We start from the raw sequence: 18,490 nt of genomic DNA, 5'->3' as shown, positions 1-18,490 counted from the left end.
CCCTCATAGAGGCGATTCCCTTGTTCGATTATTTCCTTCAACAGCTCATTTTCGCGCTGGCGATAGGGGCGATCTACGGCCTTATCGCGCTCGGCTATACGATGGTCTATGGCGTGATGCGGCTGATCAACTTTGCACACGGCGAGTTCTTCATGCTCGGACCGTACATCTATACGTTCGTTTTGACCGGCCTGATCGGCATTGGGGGCCTGGCCCCCGCTCTCGATTCAGTCATCGCGATTGTTGCCAGTTTCGTTGCCATTGGCCTCCTCGGCGTGGCGATCGAACGTTTTGCCTATCGTCCCTTGCGCGCCTATGGCCGCCTGGCACCGATGCTCAGCGCGCTGGGTATGTCGATCGTGCTGCAAAGCGCGGTGCGTGTGACTGTCGGTCCGCAGCCCGAACACTTTCCTGCCATCGTACCGAGTGAACCCATCGCCGCGCTTGGCGGTATGATCACCACGGTGCAGCTCGGTATCCTGGCGGCGGCAATCCTGCTTATGGTCGGCCTGACGCTCTTCATCAACGGCACACGCCTCGGCATCTGGATTCGCGCTGCGTCGGAAAGCTGGACGACGTCCAGCGTGCTCGGAATTCGTGTAAACCGTGCCGTCAGCCTCATCTTCTTCATCGGGCCAGGACTTGGGGCCATGGCCGGCATCATGTATTCCTCGTATTACGGGATCATGCAGCCCACAATGGGATCTGTCATTGGCCTGAAGGCTTTCACCGCGGCAATTCTCGGCGGCATCGGCTCCATTCCGGGAGCCATGCTCGGCGGATTTCTCCTCGGTGCCATCGAAACCTTTGGTACGGCGTTCCTTCCGATCCTTTCCGGCGGCCTAATCGGCACCGAGTATCGCGACGTATTCGCCTTCGCCGTTCTCATTCTCGTTCTTCTGTTCAAGCCCGCCGGCCTGCTCGGCGAGACGATTTCCGAAGAAACGACTGTCGCAAAGAAGGATTACTGACCCATGGGGAACTCGGTGATCGTCCGGCGGATTGGCCTCTTGGCGGCGCTCGCGCTTTGCGTGGTGCTGCTCGCTCTGGTGCCGAAGCTTCCGCCCTATTACGTCCGCGTGGCGGACAGTATCCTGATCTATATCATTCTTGCCGTCGGCCTCAATCTCGTCGTTGGTTATGCGGGACTGCTCGATCTCGGCTTTATCGCCTTCTATGCGGTGGGGGCATATGCGTATGCTCTGCTCGCTAGCGGCCAGTTTGACATCCATCTGCCCTTTATTCTTATCCTGTTCATTGGCGGGGCAGTCGGGGCCTTGGCCGGTGTCCTACTCGGTTTTCCGGTGCTGAAGCTGAGAGGTGATTATCTTGCGATCGTCACATTGAGCTTCGGCGAAATCATCCGCATTGCCATCAACAATGCTGACAGCCTGACGAATGGTCCGCAGGGGATCGCGGGCCTTGATCGCGCCAGTCTCTTCGGACAGCCGCTGACCAGCCCGGTGCATTTCTACTGGCTGCTGCTCGGGCTCGCCATCATGGTATGCGCCTGGGTCTACTACATGGAACGCTCTATCCTCGGCAAGGCCTGGCGCGCGCTGCGCGAGGACCAGGACGTCGTGCGCGGCCTCGGCATCAACACGACAATGCTGAAGTTGCTGGCCTTTGCCCTCAGCGCGGCAATCGGCGGCGCTGGAGGCGTGGTTTTCGGCTCGTTCCAGCGCTTTGTCAGCCCCGAAAGTTTTACTTTTCAGGAGTCACTGCTGGTTGTGCTGATCATTATCATTGGCGGCGTCGGCAATATCGTTGGGGTGATTGCCGGTGCGGTGCTGCTGGTCGTGTTGCCGGAACTCCTGCATTTCGCCGCGCAGTACCGCCTGCTCATCTACGGTGTAGTTCTGGTGACCGTCATCGTGCTTCGTCCTGGCGGCCTTGTCTCACCACGCTTCAATCTTGGATTCATTATTGAGAAAGTCCGGTCGCTATGGCTCTCGCCCTCGAAAACGTAAGCAAGCATTTCGGATCGCTTGTTGCGATCAAGAACCTGTCGCTTTCCTTCGACGCCGGCTCGATTTATTCGATCATCGGTCCGAACGGAGCCGGCAAATCGACCGTGGTCAACATGGTCGCCGGATCATACACCGTGACGTCGGGAATTATCCGGCTCGGGTCCTCGATTCTCAACAAGTTGCCGAAGTACCGCATCGCGCAGCTTGGCGTGGCACGGACTTATCAGAATCTTCGCCTCTTCGATGGCATGACGGTGCTTGAGAATCTTGAGGTCTGCTTCTTTCCGCAATCGTGGGTGACAATCCTCACCGGCGCCAAGCGCTTGAGCAAGGCCGAGCGCCTGCACGTCTGTCATGCCTGTCTTGAACAATTCCATCTGTCCGACGTCTCCGACGTCCTTGCGGGGGATCTGCCCTATGGTAGGCAGAAGATGCTGGAACTGGCGCGGGCGTTCGTCACGGAAGCACCGGTCGTCCTGCTCGACGAACCGGCGGCCGGTCTCAATCATACCGAAACAAAGGCGATGGCGACCATGATTGCCAGCCTGAAGCGCAATGATCGCGCGATCATTCTCGTCGAGCACGACATGGACATGGTGATGTCCATTTCCGACAGGATCGACGTCTTGAACTATGGCGAATTGCTCTGCTCCGGTACGCCGGAACAGGTGCGCACGAACGAAAGAGTGCAGGAGGCCTACCTTGGAACTACGGAAGAACTCGACGACATCCGAAAGCTTGCTCAAAGTCGCCGGGCTCAAGGCGGGCTACGGTCGAACGCAGGTATTGTTCGGCATTGATCTCGAGATACGTTCCGGCGAGATCGTCACCATCATCGGCGCGAACGGCGGTGGCAAGACATCGACGTTGCGCTCGATATCCGGCCTGACCCAGATCTATTCCGGTGAAATCTCGTTCAAGGGTCGATCCATCAGGGGCCTGCCGCCGGAGGAGATCACGCGGCTTGGGCTCGCCCACTGCCCGGAAGGCCGCCAGATCCTGCAGCGGCTGACAGTCGAGGAAAATCTGCTCGCAGGGTATATCCCCGGTCGCGGGCGGGGCTTTGACGAGATCCGAACGCAAGTCTACGACATGTTCCCGATCCTGAAGGAGCGCCGTCATTCGCTGGCAAGCCGGATGAGTGGCGGCCAGCAGCAGATGCTTGCGATCGGCCGCTCGTTGATGGCTACGCCGGAGTTGCTCATGCTTGACGAACCGTCGCTTGGTCTTGCGCCGAAGATCATCAACCAGATCTTCGAGATCATTATTACGCTGTCGAAATCGGGCATCAGCCTTATCGTTGTCGAACAGAACGCGGCGGTCGCCCTCGAAATCGCCGACTATGCCTATGTGATCGATGCGGGTCGCTGTTCCGTCGAAGGCGGCGCGCATAATGTCCTCAACGATCCAGACCTTAAGGCGGCCTATCTCGGAGGATGAAGCCGATGGCGAATTTCAAAGCTTCCATCCTGATCACTGGCTCGGCCTCCGGGATAGGGCGGGCCACGGCGCTGGCTCTTGCATCCGACGGCGTTGCCCTGACGCTTTTCGATCTAAACGGAGCCGCTTTGGCCGAGGTCGCTGATGCTTGCCGATCAAAAGGCGCCGCAGTGCTTGCTCGTACCGGTGACGCATCTTCGGATGCGCACGTGGCATCGGCTGTTCAAGGCGCGGTGAAGGAATATGGCTTGCTGTCGGGCGTAGTCGCCGCGGCCGGTATTGCCAGGAAGGGCGATGTAACCACGCTGTCGGACGAAGCATGGCAGGCGATGCTGGCGGTCAACCTGACCGGTCCGTTCCTGCTGGCGCGGCACGCTGTACCGCTTCTCGTGCGCAATCCCCCTTCTAGTTTCGTCGCTGTCAGTTCGGATTCAGGCGTGCGCGGATCGCGCGGATATGCCGCCTATTCTGCGGCCAAACACGGTGTCGTTGGGTTGATACGCTGCATGGCACTCGACCATGGACCGCAGGGATTGCGCAGCAATGTTGTTTGCCCAACCTTTGTCGACACGCCCATGGCTGACGGTTTGCTGGCGGATAGCGGTGGGGCCTACGATCGCGCATTCTATGAACGGCGCGTCCCGCTTGGCCGTTTTGCCCGCGCTGATGAAGTTGCCGATGCGATTGCCCATCTCCTGTCGCCGCAGGCGAGCTATGTCAACGGCATGGTTTACGTCCTTGACGGCGGCACCACAGCTGGAACGTTCGGGTAGGCATGAGGGAGCCAATGGAAAGAAGGCGTCACGGTTGCCGCGCCGATGTTGACTTCGTGAATCATTTACTCAATTCCATCACGCAAGTGAATTAGCAGGTTGTTCGATGTCCAAACTCAATGCCACGCCCAGTACGCCCGATCATGTCGGAAAGACACTGCGTGAACTGCGCCGGTCGCGCCGCATCACGATCCAGCAGCTTGCCAATGGCTTGAACCGTTCGACAGGGTACATCAGCCAACTTGAGCGGGGTTTGTCACAGCCGACGCTGAAAGACCTCTATGCCGCCTGCACCATCTTTGGCGTGCCGATGAGTTGGTTCGTCGACCTCGCGGATAAGCAGCCGGAGGCGGGCCGGGAGAAGGATCTGATCGTTCGTGGCGTCCATCGCCGCTTCATGCTGCATCGCGGTGCACGTACCGAACTCCTGACACCGGAGCTCGACTCCGATGTCGAATTCATGTTGTCCACGTTCGAACCGGGGTTGGAAACCGAACCGAAGAACGTGCCAACCACAGGCGCAGAATACGGCTATATCCTGAAGGGTCAGCTCGAACTTTGGGTGGACGAAGAGAAATTCGACCTGTTCGAAGGCGACAGCTACCGCTTCGACCGCTCGTCGACCTATCGTTCTCGCAATCCGTCGAAAACCGAACCCACAATCATCATCTGGGTGGGCGTCTACAAATAGGTAAGCCTATCTGTCGCCAACCATAGTAGGTCGTTGCCGCCATGACAGCCATTTTTCCTGACACTGCTGGTTTCGCTGGCAAGATTGCCTTCGTAACCGGGGCAGCATCCGGAATCGGAGCCGCCACGGCCCGCCGGCTCGGGGGACTTGGCGCACGAGTCGTTCTTGCCGATCGCGATAGCGAGGGGCTCGCCGCAATGGCTGCCGAATTCGAAGAGGAGGACGTGCTCGCTCTCGATATCGATGTAACGTCGATAGCTGTTGTCGAGCGGGCGATAGCAAAGGGGGTCGGCCATTTCGGCGGTATCGATCTTGCCGTCAATTCAGCGGGCTTCGATCTCGCGCGCTGTGAGACGGGGGAATATGCGGCCGACGATTGGGAGAGGATCATCTCCGTGAACCTAACAGGCGTATTCAATGCGCTGCGTCACGAGATTCCAGCGATGATCGTGCGCGGCGGCGGCTCGATCGTCAATGTGGCATCCGTTCTAGGCTTGCGTGGCTTTGCTGGCCAGCCCGCCTATACCGCAGCCAAACACGGCGTCATCGGCCTCACAAAGGCGTCTGCCCTCGACCATGCGGCGCATCGTGTCCGGATAAATGCTGTCGCGCCTGGCTTTATCGAAACGCCCTTGCTTGGGCATCTCAATGACGAGAAGAAACAGGCAGCGGCACTGCTTCACCCGATGGCGCGCCTTGGCGAGGCAGATGAAATCGCCAATGTCATTCTCTTTCTGCTTTCGGATGCCGCATCCTTTGTTACGGGTGCATGCTTCGACGCGGATGGTGGCTATCTGGCAAAATGATTGCGGCCTGCGGTTGGAACCGGGTGACCATACCGACACAGTAACCGCCTTGCGGATTACATGCTCTAAAACAGCTGGAAAAAAGTGGTGCCGCTTGCGTGACTCGAACACGCGACCCCATCATTACGAATGATGTGCTCTACCGACTGAGCTAAAGCGGCAGGGAAGATGCTTCCCGATCCCTGAATTCGGCAGAGACAATCATGCCGAAGGATGACGCGCCTGATACCCGCATTGCGCGCCGAATGCAAGCCTTGAGATCGCTGCTTTTTTGGGGCGTTCGAAGTTCCGGCGCGCGATTCCGCCATGCGATGCGTGCAACAAGGCGCACATTAGAATTTTTCTATTTGCCGATAGACAAGTGCGTAGGAGCGATTAATCTCTTCTTCGCGCAGATAGGTCTCGGGAGAAGGCCAGTCTGCTGCCAAGTCAACGGTCTGGGAGGAACCTATGGCGAAGGTTGAACTGGTCGTGAACGGGCGAGCCGTCAAGGGCGAAGCCGAAGACCGAACGCTGCTCGTGCATTTCCTGCGTGAAAATCTCGGATTGACCGGCACCCATGTCGGCTGTGACACGTCGCAATGCGGTACCTGTATCGTCCATGTCGATGGCAGGGCGGTCAAATCCTGCACGATCCTTGCGGCACAGGCGTCGGGCTCTACGGTCACCACCATCGAAGGGCTCGGCATCAATGGCGAGTTGCACCCGTTGCAGGCCGCCTTCCGCGAGCATCATGCGCTGCAATGCGGCTTCTGTACGCCCGGCATGCTCATGAGTTCGGCGGACCTCATCCGGCGGCATCCGGACGGGCTCGACGAAGCCACGGTGCGTCTCGAACTTGAAGGCAATATCTGCCGCTGCACCGGCTACCATAACATCGTCAAGGCCGTGCTCGACGCATCGGAAAAAATGGGGAAGGGCGCCGAAAAGGCTGCCTGATCAGCGGATTCAAGTGTAGCAGCGGCGTCGCCCCGGAGCGCTATTATCTCTCCAGCCAGGCCGCCTGCGACAGGGAGAACTAACCATGGGCGTTGAAGGTATCGGAGCACGGGTTCTTCGCAAGGAGGACAAGAGGTTTATCACCGGCAAGGGCAAATACACCGACGACATGGTCGTCCCCGGCATGAAGCATGCGACTTTCGTGCGCAGCCCCCACGCCCACGCCAGGATCACCGGCATCAATGTCGATGCGGCGAAGGCGATGTCCGGCGTCGTCGCGGTGCTGACGGGCAGCGAGCTCAAGGCCGACGGCATAGGCAACCTCATCTGTGGGTGGATGATCCACTCCAAGGACGGCACGCCGATGAAAATGGGCGCCTGGTCGCCGCTCGCAACCGACAAGGTGCGTTATGTTGGCGACGCTGTCGCCATCGTCATTGCCGACACAAAAGGCGAGGCCCGCGATGCTGCCGAGGCAGTCGAAGTGACCTATGAGGAGTTGCCGGTCGTCGTCAACGCGCTCGACGCGATGCAGCAGGGCGCCCCAGAAATTCATGCCGAAGCGCCGGACAATCTGATTTTCGATTGGGACCTCGGCGACGAAGCAGCAGCGAATGCGGCCTTCGCCAAGGCGGCACACGTCACCAGCATGGACATCGTCAATAATCGCCTTGTGCCGAATGCGATGGAGCCGCGGGCAACGCTCGGTGTCTACGATTCCGGTGAGGATCACTACACCTGCTGGACGACCTCGCAAAATCCGCACGTCGCCCGCCTGGTGATGAGTGCATTCTATAATGTCGCGCCGGAAAACAAGCTGCGTGTGATTGCGCCGGATGTCGGTGGTGGTTTCGGTTCCAAGATTTACATTTATCCCGAAGAAATCACCTGCCTGTGGGCATCGAGGAAAACCGGCGTACCCGTCAAATGGGTGGCTGACCGCACCGAGAGCTTTCTCACCGATGCGCATGGGCGCGATCACGTTACGCATGCGGAAATCGCCTTCGACAGCGACCACAGGATTCTCGGCCTCAAGGTTGCGACGATCGCCAATCTCGGCGCCTATATGTCGCTGTTTTCGAGCTGCGTCCCGACCTATCTGTATGCGACGTTGCTCTCCGGGCAATACGCCATTCCGGCAATCCACGCCAATGTGAAGACCGTTTATACCAATACTGCGCCCGTCGACGCCTATCGCGGCGCAGGGCGGCCGGAGGCGACCTATGTGCTTGAGCGCATCATGGAGACGGCTGCCCGCGAACTTAAAATCTCGCCCGCCGAGCTGCGGCGCAAGAACTTCGTAAAATCGTTTCCGCACCAGACGCCGGTGATCATGTGCTACGACGCCGGCGATTTCGATGCGACGCTCGATGCGGCCATGAATGCCGCCGATTATGCCGGGTTTGAGAATCGCCGGCAGGAGGCAGCAAAACGCGGCAAGCTGCGCGGCATCGGCATGAGTTGCTACATCGAGGCGTGCGGACTTGCGCCCTCTTCCGCTGTCGGCTCGCTGGGTGCGGGCGTCGGGCTCTGGGAGAGCGCGGAGGTGAGGGTCAATGCTGTCGGCACGATCGAGATATTGACCGGATCGCATTCGCACGGGCAGGGCCACGAAACCACCTTCGCCCAGCTAGCGGCGGAACGGTTCGGCGTGCCCATCGATAGTGTTTCCATCGTCCACGGCGATACGGACAAGGTGCAGATGGGCATGGGCACCTATGGTTCGCGGTCGGGTGCCGTCGGCATGTCGGCGATCGCCAAGGCGCTCGACAAGGTCGAAGCCAAGGCCAAGAAGATTGCTGCCCATTTGCTTGAAGCTGACGAAGCCGACATCGAAATCAAGAACGGCGATGTGCGCGTTGCCGGCACGGACAAGAGCGTGCCGTGGTTCCAGGTGGCGCTTGCGGCCTATACGGCGCACAACCTTCCATCCGGCATGGAGCCGGGCTTGAAGGAAGGCGCATTCTACGATCCGTCGAATTTCACCTTCCCGGGCGGTTGCCATATCTGCGAGGTCGAGATCGACCCCGAGACCGGCACGACCGAAATCGTCCAATTCGTGGCTGCCGACGATTTCGGCAACATCATCAATCCGATGATCGTCGAGGGGCAGGTACATGGCGGTCTTGCGCAAGGGATAGGCCAGGCATTGCTTGAAGCCACCCACTACGATGCGAGCGGGCAGCTTCTGACGGCAAGCTACATGGACTACACGATGCCCCGCGCCGTCGACCTGCCATCCTTCACCGTCGCGAACACCGTGACAGCCTGTCCTTCCAACCCGCTTGGGGTCAAGGGCTGCGGGGAAGCAGGCGCCATAGGCTCGCCTCCCGCCGTCATCAACGCTGTCACCGATGCCATCAGCAACAATAATCTGGCCATGCCGGCAACCCCGCAAAATGTCTGGGCTGCACTGCAGGCGGCGAAATAAAGGAGGCACGCCATGTACGAGACACAATATCATCGTGCCACCTCCGTCGAAGGCGCTGCCTGCCAGATGGGCGAGGCCGAGGACGGCAAGTATCTTGCTGGCGGCATGACGCTTATCCCGACGATGAAACAACGGCTAGCGTCACCGAGCGATCTTGTTGATTTGCGTCGCATCGAAGCACTGAAGGGCGTGAAGATTACCGGCCGCACCGTCCGTATCGGGGCGGTCACCAGCCATTATGACGTATCGACGAACGTGGAACTGGCAAAAATCTGTCCGGCGATCACCAGCCTTGCCGGCCATATCGGGGATCCGCAGGTTCGCAACATGGGGACGATCGGCGGGTCGATCGCCAATAATGACCCGGCCGCCGACTATCCCTCCGCGCTTCTCGCGCTGGATGCGACGATTGTGACGAACCGCCGCTCGATAGCTGCAGCGGACTATTTTACCGGCCTCTTCGAAACAGCGCTTGAACCCGACGAAATTATCACGGCAGTCGAGTTCACGGCGCCGGACCGGGCCGCATACAAGAAGTTTCCCAACCCAGCGTCGCTCTACGCGATGGCCGGCGTCTTCGTTGCCAAATCCGGCGATACGGTCAGGGTCGCGGTGACGGGCGCCGGCGAGAACGGTGTGTTCCGCCTCGAAGATGCCGAAACGGCGCTTGCGGCGGATTTTCACGCATCGGCGCTGGATAATTTGACAGTCGATCCGAACGGATTGCTGTCCGACCTGCACGCCTCGGCGGAATACCGCGCCAATCTGGTGAAGGTGATGGCCAAGCGCGCCGTCGCCGAAATCGCCAGCCGGCCGATGTAGCCTGCCTTGCTTCAGCTCAGTGGGGTCGTTGCGGCGGTTGCCATATTCACCCCGCGCAGAGCTTCGCCTTCGCCGCGTGGTATTCCCGCTCCAGCCGCGTGACAAGTTCGCCGGCAGGAACGATCTCCTTAATGGCGGCGATGCCCTGGCCGCAGCCCCAGATGTCCTTCCAGGCCTTGGCACCTGTCGTTGCCGCTTCGAAATCCATCTTCGACGGATCGGCTTCCGGCAGATGCTCCGGGTCCATTCCGGCCTTCGCGATCGACGGCTTGAGATAGTTGCCATGGATGCCGGTAAAATAGTTGGAATAGACGATGTCCGTCGATGTCGAATCGACGATCATCTGCTTGTAGCCGTCAATGGCCCGCGCTTCGTCTGTGGCGATGAACGGCGAGCCGATATAGGCGAGATCCGCGCCCATGGCCTGTGCGGCGAGAATTGCACCGCCATTGGCAATCGCGCCCGAGAGCAGCAGCGGACCGTCGAACCATTCGCGGATTTCCTGGACGAGGGCGAATGGCGATAGGGGACCAGCATGCCCGCCGGCGCCTGCCGCAACGGCGATCAGCCCGTCGGCGCCCTTGCGGATGGCGGAATTGGCGTGGCGGTTGTTGATGATGTCGTGGAGGACAATGCCGCCATAGGAGTGGATCGCGTCGTTTACCTCGGGCACTGCTCCCAAGGAGGAGATGACGATCGGAACCTTGTATTTGACGCACATGCCGAGGTCATGTTCGAGGCGCTTGTTGGAGCGATGAACGATCTGGTTGACAGCGAACGGCGCGGCGGGGCGGTCCGGGTTCTTTTCGTCATGATTGCGCAATTCCTCGGTGATCTCTGCGAGCCAATCGTCAAGCTGCGCCTCGGGCCGCGCATTGAGCGCCGGAAATGAGCCGACGATGCCGGCCATGCATTGCGCGAGTACCAGTGGCGGATGCGAAACGATGAACAGCGGCGCCCCAACGACCGGAATGCGCAATTTCGACTTCAGTACATCCGGCAAAGCCATCGACCACTCTCAGAAAATTTTGACGTTTGCGTAAACGTAACTCTTTTACCAGACCTGCGATATTCGGCAAGCGAAACCAGAACCATGTGATCGAGCCGCACCGCGCACGCAGTGGATCTTAATGAATAAGCGTCTGTTCTTGTCGCAAGGCACCTCAACCCTTTTATGGGGTGTATCTGGGGCTCTGCGGCCTGTACCCTCCAGGCAACGGGCGAAGTGCCATCATTGCGCCGTCAAAGTCTTGAATAAGCAGTCGAATGCGCTATGGCTAGCCATTCATTACGAAATGATTTGAAGGAAGCGGCTGTTGGAAGCGATCGAACAAGCGATCCGGAACGCATTGGCGAAAGCCGACGCGAGGAACCCTGCCATTCGTCAGAAAATCTACGAATCAGCATGGGGTGCGCATGAGCGCTCGCTCGCCGCTAATGGCGCCCTTGGAGAGAGCCAGCGCGACGACCGTCGCGAAATGCTGAAGGCCGCCATTACGCGGATCGAGGACGAAGTTCAGGCAACCGGCGCGATTACCCCGCCGCCGGCGCCAGAGCCCGTTGCGGAGCCGCGCGAACCGATGTTCGTCGCAAATCCCGCGCGCCAACACGGGGCCGATGAGCGGATCGAGCCATCGATCGATATGGACCCGCCAGAGGTGGAAGGGCCCGCTCTTGCGTCCGATGAGCCGAGCCCCGACAATTATCGACCGGGCAAGACCCGCCGGAAAGTGCGTCGGGACGCCGAGCGGCGCAAGGCGAGCGGCTTTTCCAAGGCGCTCATCCTTTTGGCGTTGCTGGCTGTCGCCATAGGCCTTTTCTGGGTCGTCGCTTCCGGCATCATCAAGCCGGTTCCGAACATGGGGGGATCGAACACCACGAGCGCGCCGGCCTCCAGCCACAGCCAGGAGCCGATGAAGGAAGGCCAAATGTCGGCGACGGGCAACTGGATCGAGGTGTTCAATCCCGCTGACATGTCGCAGGTTGCCCTCGAGGGCCGCGCGACGGCGACGATAGCCGGCGACCAACTGGAGAAATTCGTGCGCATCCAGTCGCCGGAGGATGCCGATACGATCAGCTTCAAGGTCGGACAGGGCGTACTCGACCAGCTCGCAGGCAAGACCGCCGTCTTCGATATCATTGCCAAGACTGACGACGGCAAGAGTTCGCAGATTGCCGTGAGTTGCGATTTCGGCAGTCTCGGCGATTGCGGGCGCAAGCGCTTTGATGTCTCGGATGCGAGCAAGGAATATCTGGTGCAGGTGCAGTTCCCGCAGGGCAATGCGCCTGCCGAAGGCGGCGTGATCAAGCTCAATTCGGACGTCACGCAGTCAGGGAAATCCGTCAATATCATCGCCATTCGCGCCCAGGTCGCCAATTGAGCAAGCTGGCGCGGGCGTTTCTTTCGTCCGGCGATCTCATCGCGGATCGTCGTGCTTCCTATGCGGACATGCTGTTCGACGGTGGCGAGCATGCGGCCGCCGCCGACCTGATGCGGCAGGCGCTTGAGATTGTCCCCGAATGGGCGGCGGGATTGTTCCGCCTCGGCGAAATGGAAGAAGCTGCCGGAAATGGCGATGCTGCGGCCATCGTCTGGAAAAGGCTGGTCGAACTTGACGTCGAAGACCGCTTCGGGGCCGGCCTCAAGCTCGCGGCTTCCGGCAGAGGCGACATCCCGGTTACGCCCCCTACCGCCTATGTCGAAACACTTTTTGACGCCTATGCGCCGACCTTCGAAAGCGCACTCCTCGAAAAGCTCGACTACAGGGTGCCGTGGCTTCTGGCAGCGGCGGTGGAAAAAGCCGCGCCCGGCAGACGCTTCGCCTCGGCGCTGGACCTCGGCTGTGGCACAGGTTTGATGGGCCCTTTGCTGCGTGCCAGGTGCCAACATCTCGTCGGGATCGATCTATCCGAGGTCATGCTGCAACGTGCCGCGGAAAAGAACGTCTACGACAGCCTCGCCAAGGGCGACGTCAACGAACTCGATGTTCCTGCAAATGAAGCTGATCTCATCATCGCCGCTGACGTCTTCGTCTATGTCGGAGCGCTCGACCGCGCCTTCGCGAAAATTGCCTCTGCTCTTGCGGCGGATGGGCTATTAGCCTTCTCGGTCGAGACGCATGACGGCGATGACGGGTTGGTGCTGCAGCAATCGCTGCGCTATACGCACTCCGAAGCTTACGTGCGCCGACTTCTGGCGGTCCATTCGATGACGCCAGTGAGCATCGTCCGCGAGACGATCCGCATGGATCGCGGCGAGCCGCTTAGCGGGCTCATTGTCGTTGCGAAGCACTTTTGATCAATCCTTGCGGAAGACAAGGCGTCCGGCCCAGCCGGTGACGACAGCAAGGAACACCGCGAAGAGGCCATAGAGCAGGCTGTGCTGGTTGGCGGCACGGAAGATGCGGAATTCCAGTCCGGCCTTGACGATGTTGAGGCTGGTCGAGCTTTCACGCAGGAACTCGCCGTTGCGGAAGAGGTAGGCGCGCGCCACATGCTTGCCGACGGGCACATTGGCCGGGAGCGACAGGGTCGCGCGAAACAGCGTCGAGGAGAGAAACTGCACATCTCCGACACGCTGGTTGTAGAGGAGCTGTTTCTGTTTCAGTCGGGGCAATTCCTTGGTGAACTCCCGCAACGATGCGCTCGAATCAAAGCCTTCCGGCATCGGTTCGTAATAGATGTTGTTTACGCCAAGGCTGAGCTGGGCGAAGATCTTCGGCGTCGTGATGTCCTGCAGGCTGCGCGTCGATGCCAGTGAATAGGATGCGGGAATGTTCTGGAACGAAACGGATTCCGTATTTACCCAGATGCCGAAATACCTGTCCTTGCGACGGACGACAAAGTTCCGGGGCGGACCTTCAAGGATGACGACCACATCGTAGCGGCCCTGCCGCTGGATCAGCGGATCGGCATTGTCGAGCGCGCCGAAGACGGTAAGGTCAGTGCCCCGAAATCCCGACGTAATCGAAATCGTGTCGGTGGAAAGTCCGATCTCGATCGTTTCCTTGCTGGCCGGGACCGGTTGTTGCGCTTGGGCAGCCCGGCCGGCAACCAGGCACAGCATTATGAGCGGGATCACGGCAAGGCGCATTATGAGCCTCCCGAGACCAGGGCGAGCGTTACCGAGTAGATGTCGTCCGGGGTGACGAAGAGTTCGATGGCGAGGCGAAGACCGACTGCCAGCACCAGCGTTGCAAGCAGTGCGCGCAGCTGTTCGCCCCTGAGCTTCTGGCCTATGCGTGTGCCGTATTGTGCTCCAACGACACCGCCGCTCATCAGCAGCATCGCGAGAACGATATCCACCGACTGGTTGGTCGTTGCCTGCATGACGGTGGTGAACGCCGTGACGAAAACGATCTGATAGAGCGAGGTCCCGATAACGACATTGGTCGGAACCTTGAGGAGGTAGATCATGGCAGGGACCATGATGAAGCCGCCGCCAACGCCCATGATCGAGGAAAGAAAGCCGATGGCGCCGCCTAGCACGAGTACCGGAATGATGCTGACATAGATCTTGGAGGCGCGAAAACGCATCTTGAACGGCAGCTTGTGCACCCAGTTGTGCTGGCCGGGCCGCTTCAACGTCGCAAGCTGGCCAGCGCGGGTACGGCGCATCGCCTTGATGCTTTCATAGAGCATCAGCCCGCCGATCGTGCTCAGGAACACGACATAGAGCAGCGAAACAATGAGATCGAGCTGACCGAGCTGGCGCAGGAGTACGAAGACATAGATGCCTATCGCCGAGCCGACGATACCGCCGACGACGAGCAGCGACCCGAGTTTCACGTCGAGCGAGCCGCGCTTGAAATGGGTAAGCGCGCCGCTGAAGGATGAGGCTATGACCTGGTTGGCCCCGGTAGCCACCGCGACGGCGGGGGGAATATTGTAGAAGATGAGCAGCGGCGTGATCAGGAACCCGCCGCCAACGCCGAACATGCCCGACAGAAAGCCGACCGCCGCGCCCATGAAGAAAAGCACGAAGATGTTGACCGAAATCTCGGCTATTGGCAGGTAGACGCCCAATTCAAACCCCGAAACCATTGCGGTGCTACGCCTGCGGCGTGACAGCACAATGACAGTAATTCTTTAAGGTTTCTTGCCCACTTGCGGGCTTCACGTCAAACTTTGACTTAACGGCGCGCATTGGGCCGGTTCAAATGCGAAGATGCGTGTCGCTTCGTTAACACGAAGCGCATTTCCGGTTGACTTGCAGGCCGCTTGAAACGCGCTCCCCTCCCGGTCGAACCGGGAGGGGAAACGCAGTTCAGATCTGCTTGTTTTTCTGCAGAAGGTTCCTGACGAAATCCTTGTCGATATTGCCTGTCGGCTTCAAGCCGTTGTCCTTCTGGAAGGCCATGATCGCATCGCGTGTCTTCGTTCCGATCTTGCCATCCGAGCCGCCCGCATCATAGCCGTTCTTGTTGAGGATCAGCTGAACGTTGCGGATGGCCTTCTCCATGTCGAGCGCTCCTGAGGTCACCGAGCCGGTAACAGCCGGGGAATCGCGCCATTCCGCCGGAACATTGGTGGCGTTCGCGTCGGGATTGAGGGGCTTGGCGTTCCAGAGTTCGACAGCAGCCCGGGCTCGCTCGAGCTGCTCGGGTTTCATGACTTTCGCTACGTCCTCACGCTTCTGCGCAGCGTCGACATCACCAGCCTTGGCTGCAAGCGCGAACCATTTGTAGCTTTCCTCAAGGTTCTGCGGCACGCCCATGCCTTTGGCGGAAAGGATGGCAAGGTTGAACTGGCTGTCCTTGACGCCGAGTTCCGCCGCCTGGGCAAACCAGCGCGCGGCTGCTTCGTTGTCAGGGGCGCCATCGGCGCCGCCTGCAAAGAGCACCGCCAGATTGTGCATCGCGCTGGCATTGCCCTTTCCGGCCGCCAATTCGTAATAGGACTTAGCCTTGGCAAGATCGCGCGTGACCCCGAGGCCCTTTTCGTAGAAGTTGCCAAGCCGGTATTCCGCCGGCGCAAAGCCACGCTCCGCAGCGCGGTCATACCACTCGATGGCCTTGGCGTAGTCGCTTTCGACGCCGCGACCTTCCATGTAGCGGTTGCCGATCTCGAATAGTGCACGGCTGTCGCCCTTGGTCGCAGCATCGCGCAGCGGCTCCGGTCCCGCCTCGACCGGGATGAACGGCAGCACGGCGGAGGATGCGCCGGTTGCCGGCACGGTCGCGGGCACCGGATCGATCATGCGCTCGGAATTGATGACGCCGGCTACCGGGTCCTGGACGGGCGCAGGCTGCGACACTGCCGACGCATTGTTTTCGGCAGGTGTTTCGGGCGCAGCGTCGGTGTGAGGCTCTGCCTGCGGCTGCTCCTGCGTGATAGCGGGCTCTTCCGGGGTAGCTGGCTCCGGTGCCTTGGAAGCGAGATCCGTTCCCGGATGATCGACGAAGGCATTTTTCAGCTGCAGACCGGCAATCGCGATCATGATCGCACCAATCGCGAGCAGGATGGGCTTGCGTTGACGCGAGAAAATTCCGCTCTTGGCCGTGCCGTCGGTCGCGCCGTCACCGAATGCGATGCCGCGCTTCTGATTTTCGGCCTCTGTGGCTGCTGCCTGCGCTGCGCGGCGGGCCGCCGTAATGAAATCCGCCTTGCCGCCGGCGATGTCAGTCGCAGCCGACATGTCGCGCCGTTCGTCACGGACGCGTTTGAGGATGGAATTGAGGTCGGGCATGCCAGACCCGGGCTCGAGCGGGCGGTTAAGAATGTCGGCGTCGATCTCTGTCGCCGGCTCTTCCTTGATGTCGTCGGACAGGTCGAGTGACGGTTCCTGTGCCGCTGCCTCGCGCTTGCCGCGTACCTTGAGGCTGCGTGCAAGGCTGCCGAACAGTGATTTGCGCTCCCGCGGCGTTTCCGTTGCAATTTCGGCGTCGACGATTTCGTCAGACGCAGGCTGTTCTTCCCGGGCGGATACAAGCGGCGCATCGAAGGCAGGCGCACTTTCTGCGACAGGCTCCTTGGTGAACGCTGCTGTTTCGGCCAGCGGCGCTTCCGGAGCGACGACCGCCGTGCTTTCGGCAGGTCCGAAATTCTTGTAGATCGGAACAGCGCCGCTTTCGAGCGAAGCCAGGCGATCGACGATCTTGAGCAGCGTGTCGTGAATGGCCTCGAAGGTGCGGCCGTTGCGCTCGTCGGACCGTCGCGCCAGCTTCTCCAGCGTCTTCAGGTCTTCGGCGAGCTCGCGCGCGATCGAATTGTCATGATCGCTGCCGAAGTTCGCGGTATTGCGGATTGCCTCGGCCGCCGCATTACGGGCTGCCTCGACGACGAGATCGCGATTGCCGGCGATGGCGACTTCGATGGCTTCGAGGCGCGGCGAAATCTTCGCGATTTCAGCATCCCGATCGTTTGATTGGGCGAGACGTTCGGCAAGGCCGGCGATCTGCAGTTCGAGACTGCGTATGGCGTCCTTGGTGCCGTCTACTTGCGGCAGGTTCTCGGCAAAGTAGCGGGCCATGTCATCAAAGCGCGCTTCGAGATTGTCGGTCAGGCGGATATCATTGTGCTCGGCAAGCGTATGATGCTGGTCGAGGCGGCGCGTGAGTTCCTCGAAGCGCTGATCCATCTTCTCGATGAAGGCTGGATCAACCGCTGCCAACTGCGGCGCGGCATCGAGCTTGCTGATGATCTGCAGTACGCGGCCCTCGAGGTCGCGGAAGTCCGAAATGCTGATCGCGGCGGGCGCATTCTGCAAATGCCGCGCCACGGCCGAGAGCTGTTCGGCCAGAATGTCGAGATTCTGCGTCGTCGTGCCATGCTGCTTGTTGAGCTGCTCTATATGATGCGCGAGTTCGCCCATGCGCTTGAGAATAACGTCCGAGGTTCTGTCGTGCGTGGCTGACTCGATTGTCGAGGCAAGCGACGAAATGCGCGCCTCGACGCGTTCGAAGGCATCGGCCTCGGCATATTGCAATGCAGCCGGCCGCGCGGTGGCGACGATGGCGCGGCTGATTTCGTCGAGACGCTCGTCCATCTGTTGCATGAACTGAGTCGGAATGCCGGAGCCGTGGCGACGCGACATCTGCTCGACGGCCCCGGTGAGGAAATTAAGCTTTTCCTCGACGTTGTGCAGCGGCAGCATGTGCGACGGCGCATCGACGGTGCGATGCATTTCATTGAGGCGGCGTTCCAGCGAACCCAGCGCAGCCTCGGCCTCATTCGCATAATAAGCGCTGCGGCCATAGGGCGCGCGCTCATGCGTGGTCGAATGGCGCAGCCGGTTCATGGTCTCGCCATGAAGCTCTCCGCGCGAAGTGGTCTCGATATCGTCGCGCATCTCGTCGCGCAATTGCTTCAACTGGGCGGCGATTGCGGAAAGGTCGTGTTTCTCTTCCGAAGGCAGGCTCGTAGAAGTGGTTGCAGGTTGTGCCGCCTGCGCGACGCGTTCGGGCAGGGACGATTGTCCTGCGCGGGAGGCGAGCGCGGCGAAGCGATCGGCGATGTCGGGCGTTTCCTCGCCGACTTCCGGCTGCATCGAGCCGCGCAACTGCGCTTCAAGGGTTTCTAGTGTGCGGTTGAGGCTGTCGAGCGACGTCGCATCGCGGCGTGCGCGGTTCACATTGACCTGTTCCATTAATGACCTTTGGTTTGTCATGGATGTCTGC

16 protein-coding genes and 1 tRNA gene are annotated in these 18,490 nt (G+C 60.1%); 12 read left to right on the top strand and 5 right to left on the bottom strand.

The features are described 5' to 3' along the window. Positions 1-20: 20 nt before the first annotated feature. The 7 genes from GF108_RS00365 (at position 21) to GF108_RS00335 (ending at position 5,680) form a co-directional block, all read left to right on the top strand. Complete coding sequence (locus tag GF108_RS00365) at positions 21-971, top strand: branched-chain amino acid ABC transporter permease (protein ID WP_153666438.1); 951 nt, start codon at positions 21-23, stop codon at positions 969-971. A gap of 3 nt (positions 972-974) precedes the next feature. Beyond that, positions 975-1,970, top strand: a complete 996-nt coding sequence (locus GF108_RS00360; RefSeq protein WP_153666437.1) for a branched-chain amino acid ABC transporter permease — start codon at positions 975-977, stop codon at positions 1,968-1,970. Further along, positions 1,946-2,770, top strand: a complete 825-nt coding sequence (locus GF108_RS00355) for an ABC transporter ATP-binding protein (protein ID WP_153666436.1) — start codon at positions 1,946-1,948, stop codon at positions 2,768-2,770. Before GF108_RS00360 ends, GF108_RS00355 begins: the two co-directional genes overlap by 25 nt. After that, complete coding sequence (locus GF108_RS00350) at positions 2,757-3,410, top strand: ABC transporter ATP-binding protein (protein ID WP_370462034.1); 654 nt, start codon at positions 2,757-2,759, stop codon at positions 3,408-3,410. Before GF108_RS00355 ends, GF108_RS00350 begins: the two co-directional genes overlap by 14 nt. A gap of 5 nt (positions 3,411-3,415) precedes the next feature. Beyond that, entirely contained in the window at positions 3,416-4,183 is a 768-nt protein-coding gene (locus tag GF108_RS00345; RefSeq protein ID WP_172982535.1) for an SDR family NAD(P)-dependent oxidoreductase, read from the top strand. Between the two features lie 106 nt (positions 4,184-4,289). Further along, positions 4,290-4,874, top strand: a complete 585-nt coding sequence (locus GF108_RS00340) for a helix-turn-helix domain-containing protein (RefSeq protein ID WP_153666433.1) — start codon at positions 4,290-4,292, stop codon at positions 4,872-4,874. Between the two features lie 41 nt (positions 4,875-4,915). Further along, entirely contained in the window at positions 4,916-5,680 is a 765-nt protein-coding gene (locus GF108_RS00335; RefSeq protein ID WP_153666432.1) for an SDR family NAD(P)-dependent oxidoreductase, read from the top strand. An 85-nt stretch (positions 5,681-5,765) separates the two neighbouring features. On the opposite strand, the gene GF108_RS00330 is transcribed toward GF108_RS00335, so the two are convergent. Continuing rightward, positions 5,766-5,841: transfer RNA gene (locus GF108_RS00330), tRNA-Thr, on the bottom strand. A 289-nt stretch (positions 5,842-6,130) separates the two neighbouring features. On the opposite strand from GF108_RS00330, the gene GF108_RS00325 reads away from it, so the two are divergent. The 3 genes from GF108_RS00325 (at position 6,131) to GF108_RS00315 (ending at position 9,872) form a co-directional block, all read left to right on the top strand. Further along, a complete protein-coding gene (locus GF108_RS00325) occupies positions 6,131-6,619 on the top strand; it encodes a (2Fe-2S)-binding protein (RefSeq protein ID WP_153666431.1) in 489 nt (162 codons plus the stop codon). Positions 6,620-6,704: 85 nt separating this feature from the next. Next, positions 6,705-9,050, top strand: coding sequence for a xanthine dehydrogenase family protein molybdopterin-binding subunit (locus tag GF108_RS00320; protein ID WP_153666430.1), 2,346 nt, complete (start codon positions 6,705-6,707; stop codon positions 9,048-9,050). 12 nt (positions 9,051-9,062) lie between these two features. Further along, complete coding sequence (locus GF108_RS00315; protein ID WP_153666429.1) at positions 9,063-9,872, top strand: xanthine dehydrogenase family protein subunit M; 810 nt, start codon at positions 9,063-9,065, stop codon at positions 9,870-9,872. Between the two features lie 46 nt (positions 9,873-9,918). On the opposite strand, the gene GF108_RS00310 is transcribed toward GF108_RS00315, so the two are convergent. Continuing rightward, positions 9,919-10,881, bottom strand: a complete 963-nt coding sequence (locus GF108_RS00310) for a nitronate monooxygenase family protein (protein ID WP_153666428.1) — start codon at positions 10,879-10,881, stop codon at positions 9,919-9,921. Positions 10,882-11,188: 307 nt separating this feature from the next. Here GF108_RS00310 and GF108_RS00305 point away from each other — a divergent pair, with 307 nt between their 5' ends. Both GF108_RS00305 and GF108_RS00300 read left to right on the top strand, forming a co-directional pair. Beyond that, the gene (locus tag GF108_RS00305) at positions 11,189-12,253 is read left to right on the top strand and encodes a hypothetical protein (RefSeq protein ID WP_153666427.1); all 1,065 of its coding nucleotides are present in this window, start codon (positions 11,189-11,191) and stop codon (positions 12,251-12,253) included. Further along, on the top strand, positions 12,250-13,170 hold the full coding sequence (locus tag GF108_RS00300) for a methyltransferase domain-containing protein (protein ID WP_370462033.1): 921 nt from the start codon (positions 12,250-12,252) through the stop codon (positions 13,168-13,170). Before GF108_RS00305 ends, GF108_RS00300 begins: the two co-directional genes overlap by 4 nt. On the opposite strand, the gene GF108_RS00295 is transcribed toward GF108_RS00300, so the two are convergent. From GF108_RS00295 to GF108_RS00285, 3 genes are all read right to left on the bottom strand, one after another. Further along, the gene (locus GF108_RS00295) at positions 13,171-13,938 is read right to left on the bottom strand and encodes a TIGR02186 family protein (RefSeq protein ID WP_234576165.1); all 768 of its coding nucleotides are present in this window, start codon (positions 13,936-13,938) and stop codon (positions 13,171-13,173) included. A gap of 26 nt (positions 13,939-13,964) precedes the next feature. Continuing rightward, the gene (locus tag GF108_RS00290; protein ID WP_172982534.1) at positions 13,965-14,915 is read right to left on the bottom strand and encodes a sulfite exporter TauE/SafE family protein; all 951 of its coding nucleotides are present in this window, start codon (positions 14,913-14,915) and stop codon (positions 13,965-13,967) included. 223 nt (positions 14,916-15,138) lie between these two features. Continuing rightward, complete coding sequence (locus GF108_RS00285; protein ID WP_153666425.1) at positions 15,139-18,480, bottom strand: SEL1-like repeat protein; 3,342 nt, start codon at positions 18,478-18,480, stop codon at positions 15,139-15,141. Positions 18,481-18,490 lie beyond the last annotated feature (10 nt).

The organism is Phyllobacterium sp. SYP-B3895 (assembly GCF_009647635.1).
GTDB lineage: Bacteria > Pseudomonadota > Alphaproteobacteria > Rhizobiales > Rhizobiaceae > Phyllobacterium > Phyllobacterium pellucidum.
This window is presented reverse-complemented; position numbering and strand designations above follow the sequence as displayed.